At 37.9% G+C, this 5,566-nt stretch carries 8 protein-coding genes; 7 read left to right on the top strand and 1 reads right to left on the bottom strand.

The window, feature by feature from the left end:
* The first annotated feature begins 153 nt into the window (after positions 1 to 153).
* Positions 154 to 399, top strand: a complete 246-nt coding sequence (locus tag AAC037_RS18690) for a hypothetical protein (RefSeq protein ID WP_339904720.1) — start codon at positions 154 to 156, stop codon at positions 397 to 399.
* A gap of 343 nt (positions 400 to 742) precedes the next feature.
* Positions 743 to 1,636: a PmoA family protein gene (locus AAC037_RS18685; RefSeq protein WP_339904719.1), complete on the top strand. Its 894-nt coding sequence runs from the start codon at positions 743 to 745 to the stop codon at positions 1,634 to 1,636.
* 58 nt (positions 1,637 to 1,694) lie between these two features.
* Here the strand turns inward: AAC037_RS18685 and AAC037_RS18680 are convergent, their stop codons facing one another.
* Entirely contained in the window at positions 1,695 to 2,267 is a 573-nt protein-coding gene (locus AAC037_RS18680; protein ID WP_339904718.1) for a hypothetical protein, read from the bottom strand.
* Positions 2,268 to 2,507: 240 nt separating this feature from the next.
* On the opposite strand from AAC037_RS18680, the gene hisH reads away from it, so the two are divergent.
* From hisH to AAC037_RS18655, 5 genes are all read left to right on the top strand, one after another.
* Positions 2,508 to 3,092: an imidazole glycerol phosphate synthase subunit HisH gene (gene hisH, locus AAC037_RS18675; RefSeq protein WP_339904717.1), complete on the top strand. Its 585-nt coding sequence runs from the start codon at positions 2,508 to 2,510 to the stop codon at positions 3,090 to 3,092.
* On the top strand, positions 3,092 to 3,814 hold the full coding sequence (hisA, locus tag AAC037_RS18670) for a 1-(5-phosphoribosyl)-5-[(5-phosphoribosylamino)methylideneamino]imidazole-4-carboxamide isomerase (RefSeq protein WP_339904715.1): 723 nt from the start codon (positions 3,092 to 3,094) through the stop codon (positions 3,812 to 3,814). The genes hisH and hisA overlap by 1 nt, the downstream gene beginning before the upstream one ends.
* 2 nt (positions 3,815 to 3,816) lie before the next feature.
* Positions 3,817 to 4,578 carry an imidazole glycerol phosphate synthase subunit HisF gene (hisF, locus tag AAC037_RS18665; RefSeq protein WP_339904714.1) on the top strand — a complete coding sequence of 254 codons (762 nt, stop codon included), beginning with the start codon at positions 3,817 to 3,819 and terminating at the stop codon, positions 4,576 to 4,578.
* Between the two features lie 49 nt (positions 4,579 to 4,627).
* Positions 4,628 to 5,233, top strand: a complete 606-nt coding sequence (gene hisIE, locus AAC037_RS18660; protein WP_339904712.1) for a bifunctional phosphoribosyl-AMP cyclohydrolase/phosphoribosyl-ATP diphosphatase HisIE — start codon at positions 4,628 to 4,630, stop codon at positions 5,231 to 5,233.
* A 12-nt stretch (positions 5,234 to 5,245) separates the two neighbouring features.
* A partial coding sequence (locus AAC037_RS18655; RefSeq protein ID WP_339904710.1) for a gamma-glutamylcyclotransferase family protein occupies positions 5,246 to 5,566 on the top strand: 321 nt, incomplete at its 3' end.

Below are 5,566 nucleotides of genomic sequence, written 5' to 3'. Positions count from 1 at the left end.
ATCCATACAAATCCTTTATTTGATAAGTGCCTTATTCAATAATTTTATTTACATAATTCAATGCCTTGCCTAGCAAAGTGTTTTGCTGAAAGGTACCGTATGGAATTCTGTTTTTGAAATTATCCAATTTTAACTATTTCAATAACCCTATTTATGAATCGCGTACCAACCTTTATTTTATTGTTATTTCTATCTGCTTCATGTTCTACCAACTACCCAGTACTTGAGCCGGAAGCAAAAGTTATAAAAAAAATGGGTAATGAAGTAATGTTTATTTTTAACGAACATCAAGGTAAGGGAGCAGGATATCAATGGTTTAGAGTTGAAAACCCTGATCAATACACCTTAGGATCTACTTATTATCTTAGTCCTAAAATTGGAAAGGAAACTACGGAATAAAAGCGATTTGTTTTTCGTCCTCCTTTGAGCATTAGGAATATAATAAATTAAATATGGATTTCTGTATCTTTTGGGTTTGTATAATTTTTATATAAACCCAAAAATTTGTTCATGTAAACTTATTATTGACTTATGGGGCTGAAATTAATAATTTCAATCCCATAAGTCTTTATTTATCAGATATAAAGGTAGGCTTTATTCTGATTACCCCAATAATAATCTAAGTACTTTGGGCAATCTCTCAAACACAGGAGCATTAATTCAATATTTTTAATAAGCTATAGGCTGTGTTTTTTGAATCCACGATAATTCTTACTTTAGTATTTTACTAATTTAAGAAAACATGAAAATTATAGCTTCCCTAATCTTGTGCTTTTCGTTTATTGCGCAACTTCCTACTATGGCTCAAAAAATTAAAGCCAATAAAGTCGGTGACCGTATAGATGTAATAATTGATGGCCAATTTTTTACGAGTTACCATTTCGCTGAAAATGAAAAATATCCCTTCTTCTTTCCTGTGAATGGACCCTCAGGTGCATTGGTAACAAGTATGCGAAATGGGATTTATCCCCATCATAGCTCTTTATTCTTTGGCTGTGACCGGGTCAATGGTGGAAACTACTGGCAGGAAGGTTTGGATAGGGGGCAAATTGTTTCTCTGAGAGCGGAGATTGAACAAGAAAAGGAAAATGAATTGACCATATTCAATGAATGTATTTGGACCAGGCCTGGGGCCAATGCACCAATCAAAGATTTCCGTGTCATTAAGATCAGTACCACAGCGGATGGTGCCTACCAAATTGATTTTGATGTGACTATGGAAATGCTGGAGGATGTCACCATTGAAAAAACCAACCACTCATTGTTTAGCGCTAGAATGGACCAAGACCTTAATGTGCTCAATGGGGGAACCATGATCAATGCGGAAGGAGATAAGGGAGAGAAAGGAACCTTTGGAAAACCCTCTTCATGGATTGATTTTTATGGAAATAGAGGAGAAGGAGTGGAAGGATTAGCACTGATGCAACATCCATCAAATGATTGGTACCCTTCCCCTTGGTTTACCCGAGATTATGGGTTTATTTCCCCTACACCAATGTATTGGCCAGAAAATGAAAAAGGAACACAACTGAAAAAAGGAGATTCCATCAACCTGAAATACAGGGTGATTGTCCATCAAGGAGATCATCTAGAAGCAGATATAGCAGGAAAATTCGATACTTACAGTAAAAACTAGAATTAAAAACAGTGAATTAATTGGGGGTGTTTAGTTTATTGGGTGGATGGTTTTTCCATCAGATGAATAACAATATTTCTATTCCACAAACCAGCCCCAATAATAAACCCCAGATGAGTTCCTCTGGTTGATGTCGCTTTAGCTGCCATCTAGACCAGGCAATAAAGGGACTGCCAACCCATAAACCGATGGCTATCCACGGGTTAATTTCCCAAAAACCAAAGGCGGTAAATATGGTGATGGCAACATGTAATGAAACTTTGCTTTTAAAATTAATGAGAAAGGCTAAGCATACCAATTGAATCAATATAGCGCTACCAATAATTACAGCGTCAGGTTGCCCGTTTGCCCATAAGGCCAATAGTACAAGAAATGCCAAAATTATAATAAACAAGTACATCGAGTTCCTTTGACTCCTGATAGAAACATCAAAATTTGAATACAATCCTTTCTTTGTCCGAACCAAATTCCAAAAAATCAATGGTAAGATCCCTAAAAATAAAACAATAAGCAGGGTAAGGATGGCTTTTTCAGGACTGTGGATGGTGAATAAAAAATAGATCAAGAAGGCAAGTATCAAAAGTATCGGGTGTCCTACCTGAGAAATTATCCGTGCAATTTTATTTTTCAAAACCAAGTGTTATTCCAAATATCCGGTGCAATTTAATTGATAATTTAAACATTGAGATTGATTTATCTGTTTTTTACTAGTTCGTCCATTAAAGTTAGTAGGCCGATTTGACGAATCTTTACTCAGCAAATCCCATGTCAAGGGGATATTTCGAGGTGAAACCTTCCACCCTACCATGAAAAGCTTTAAATTAGCGCTTGCTTTAAAAATAATAGACTAACGCGGCCAAGGCCGATTTCAATGGAAGTAGCAGTAATCAAGTACAATGCAGGGAATGTAAAGTCTGTATTGTATGCCATGGAACGTTTAGGGGTCAATGCCACACTAACGGATGATTGGGAGACCATAAAGAAAGCAGATAAGGTTATTTTTCCGGGACAAGGAGAGGCCAGTACTGCAATGGAATATTTGAAAGAGCGAAAGCTTGATCAATTGATAAAGGAGCTTAATCAACCTTTTTTTGGGATTTGTCTAGGGTTACAACTGTTGTGTGATTATTCTGAAGAATACGATACAGAATGCTTGGGGATATTTCCTATTAAAGTAAAGAAATTCCCTCCATTAAACAAGGTGCCCCACATTGGCTGGAACAACCTTGAGAACTTAAAAACGCCACTTTTGGAGGGTTTGGATGAATCGGCCTATGTTTATTATGTGCATAGTTATTATGCAGAAATTAACCTAAAATATACGATAGCCACTACGCATTATATCAATGATTTTTCGGCCATGTTGCATAAAGACAACTATTATGCAATGCAAGGTCATCCGGAAAAAAGCAGTGTTGTAGGTGAAAAAATTCTTAACAATTTTCTAAAATTATAATGGAAATCATTCCGGCAATAGACATCATAGATGGAAAGTGTGTTCGGCTCACACAAGGAGATTATAGCCAAAAAAAGGAGTATTCATCAGACCCTACCGAGGTGGCCAAGCGGTTTGAAGATGCAGGGATAAAAAGACTGCATTTGGTAGATTTAGATGGAGCGAAGGCAAAAAAAATCATCAACACCAAGGTGTTAGAAGGAATTTGTCAGAAAACCAATTTGCATGTGGATTTTGGTGGGGGCGTTCAGTCCGATGAAGACATAGCCTTGGCTTTTAAACTAGGAGCAAAACAAGTGACAGGAGGGAGTATAGCGGTTAAAAACCCGGCTTTGTTTAGTGGATGGCTCAAGTCTTATGGTGGAGAAAAGTTGATTTTGGGTGCAGATGCCAAAGATAGAAAAATAGCCATTTCAGGGTGGGAAGAAACTACTGAAATGGACTTAATAGATTTTATTAAGGATTATCATGCCAAGGGTGTCCAATATGTAATTTGTACTGATGTGGCCAAGGACGGTTTGCTTCAAGGGCCTTCTTTGGAGCTTTACAAGGAAATCATGGAGGAAATTCCCGGGATTAAATTAATAGCCAGTGGTGGGGTAGCCTCAATTAGTGATTTGGAAGAACTAAATGAAGCTGGGGTATACGGAACCATTGTAGGAAAAGCCTTTTATGAAGGTAAAATCAGTCTAGAGGAGTTGAGCAGTTTTACACAGAAATAACAATGTTGACCAAAAGAATAATACCTTGCCTTGATATAAAAGATGGACGAACTGTAAAAGGCGTTAACTTTGTAGAATTAAGAGATGCGGGGGATCCGGTAGAATTAGGTGAAATATATGCAGATGAAGGAGCGGATGAATTGGTATTCCTTGATATAACGGCTACGGTAGAAAAACGAAAGACATTGGTAGAACTAGTCACGAAAGTAGCCAAAAGAGTAAACATTCCATTTACTGTGGGGGGTGGAATTTCTACCATTGATGATGTCAAAGCATTACTAAATGCCGGGGCAGACAAAATAAGTATTAATTCTGCAGCAGTTAAAAAGCCTGATGCAGTCAATGCCTTGGCCAGAGAATTTGGAAGCCAGTGCATTGTTGTTGCCATTGACACCAAAAGGATTGACGGGATTGATTTTGTCCATACACACGGAGGAAGAAAGCCGACCCTGCTTAAAACCCAAGAATGGGCCAAAGAGATAACCGAAAGAGGAGCAGGAGAAATTTTGCTTACATCAATGGATCATGACGGAGTGAAAAATGGATTTGCTAATGACATAACTTCCGAATTGTCATCCGTGCTCTCTATTCCTGTAATTGCTTCAGGGGGAGCTGGCAGCATGCAACATTTTCATGATGTATTCACCGCAGGAAAAGCAGATGCGGCCTTGGCGGCGAGTATATTTCACTTTAAAGAAATACCCATTCCTGAACTTAAGAGTTTTCTCGATGAAAAGGGAGTTAATATAAGGAAGACGATATAAATCTTCATCAAATTGGATCTTACAATAATTACTTGAGCAATACATTAGCATGGAAAATATAAATATTGATTTTGAAAAAGTTAATGGTTTAGTGCCTGCCATCATTCAGGATGAATTTTCGAAAGAGGTTTTAATGATGGGGTACATGAATCAGGAGGCTATCGATGAATCGATTAAAAGTGGCAAGGTCACCTTTTTCAGCAGAACCAAAGGGCGTTTATGGACTAAGGGCGAGACTTCCGGAAATTTTTTAAAGATCAAAAATATAGAAGTGGACTGTGATCAGGATACTTTATTGATCACCGTTAATCCGATAGGCCCGGTTTGTCATACGGGGAATGACACCTGTTTTGCCCACAGCAATAAAGGGAAAACCTATTTTATTGATCAATTGAGAAAGGTGATCAAAGAAAGGAAAGAAAACCCATCAGACAAGTCATACACCACCTCACTTTTTAATGCAGGAATCAATAAGGTGGCCCAAAAAGTAGGAGAGGAAGCGGTTGAAATTGTTATCGAAGCCAAAGATGATGACAAAGAATTATTTATGGGAGAAGCAGCAGACCTATTGTACCATTATTTGGTATTGCTTGAAGCAAAGAATTATGAGTTGGATGAGGTTATGGAGGTGCTAATCAAACGCCATAAAAAATAAAATCTCTAGATTTTGTCCTATTTATTTGTCTATGGTACGTTAAGGAGGGGATTTGAACACCCTATGGCAGACCTATTGGGGCGCTCTGCTGAGTTTTTTACTGGTGCTTATTGCCAAGGCCTCTTGTATGACCTTGGTCCTTACCCTGTTTTTACCTACAGTAACCTACCGGAAGCATCTGTTTATGGAGATGTCTATTTGCTCCACAATGAACATGAAGTGTTGACAGTACTGGATGAATATGAAGGTATAGGAGAAGACTTGGAAACCGGGATAAATTATGAGCGGCTTAAATTGGAGGTTTTATCTGAAGATGGGATAAAAATTTCCGCT

It is taken from the genome of uncultured Cyclobacterium sp., assembly GCF_963976465.1.
Taxonomy (GTDB): domain Bacteria; phylum Bacteroidota; class Bacteroidia; order Cytophagales; family Cyclobacteriaceae; genus Cyclobacterium.
Note: the sequence above shows the minus strand (reverse complement) of the source record. Positions and strands in the feature narration are given on the sequence as shown.

Coding starts and splice junctions, on each gene's coding strand:
- AAC037_RS18690 (WP_339904720.1), top strand. CDS start 154: ATGAATCGCGTACCAACCTTTATTTTATTGTTATTTCTATCTGCTTCA.
- AAC037_RS18685 (WP_339904719.1), top strand. CDS start 743: ATGAAAATTATAGCTTCCCTAATCTTGTGCTTTTCGTTTATTGCGCAA.
- hisH (WP_339904717.1), top strand. CDS start 2,508: ATGGAAGTAGCAGTAATCAAGTACAATGCAGGGAATGTAAAGTCTGTA.
- hisA (WP_339904715.1), top strand. CDS start 3,092: ATGGAAATCATTCCGGCAATAGACATCATAGATGGAAAGTGTGTTCGG.
- hisF (WP_339904714.1), top strand. CDS start 3,817: ATGTTGACCAAAAGAATAATACCTTGCCTTGATATAAAAGATGGACGA.
- hisIE (WP_339904712.1), top strand. CDS start 4,628: ATGGAAAATATAAATATTGATTTTGAAAAAGTTAATGGTTTAGTGCCT.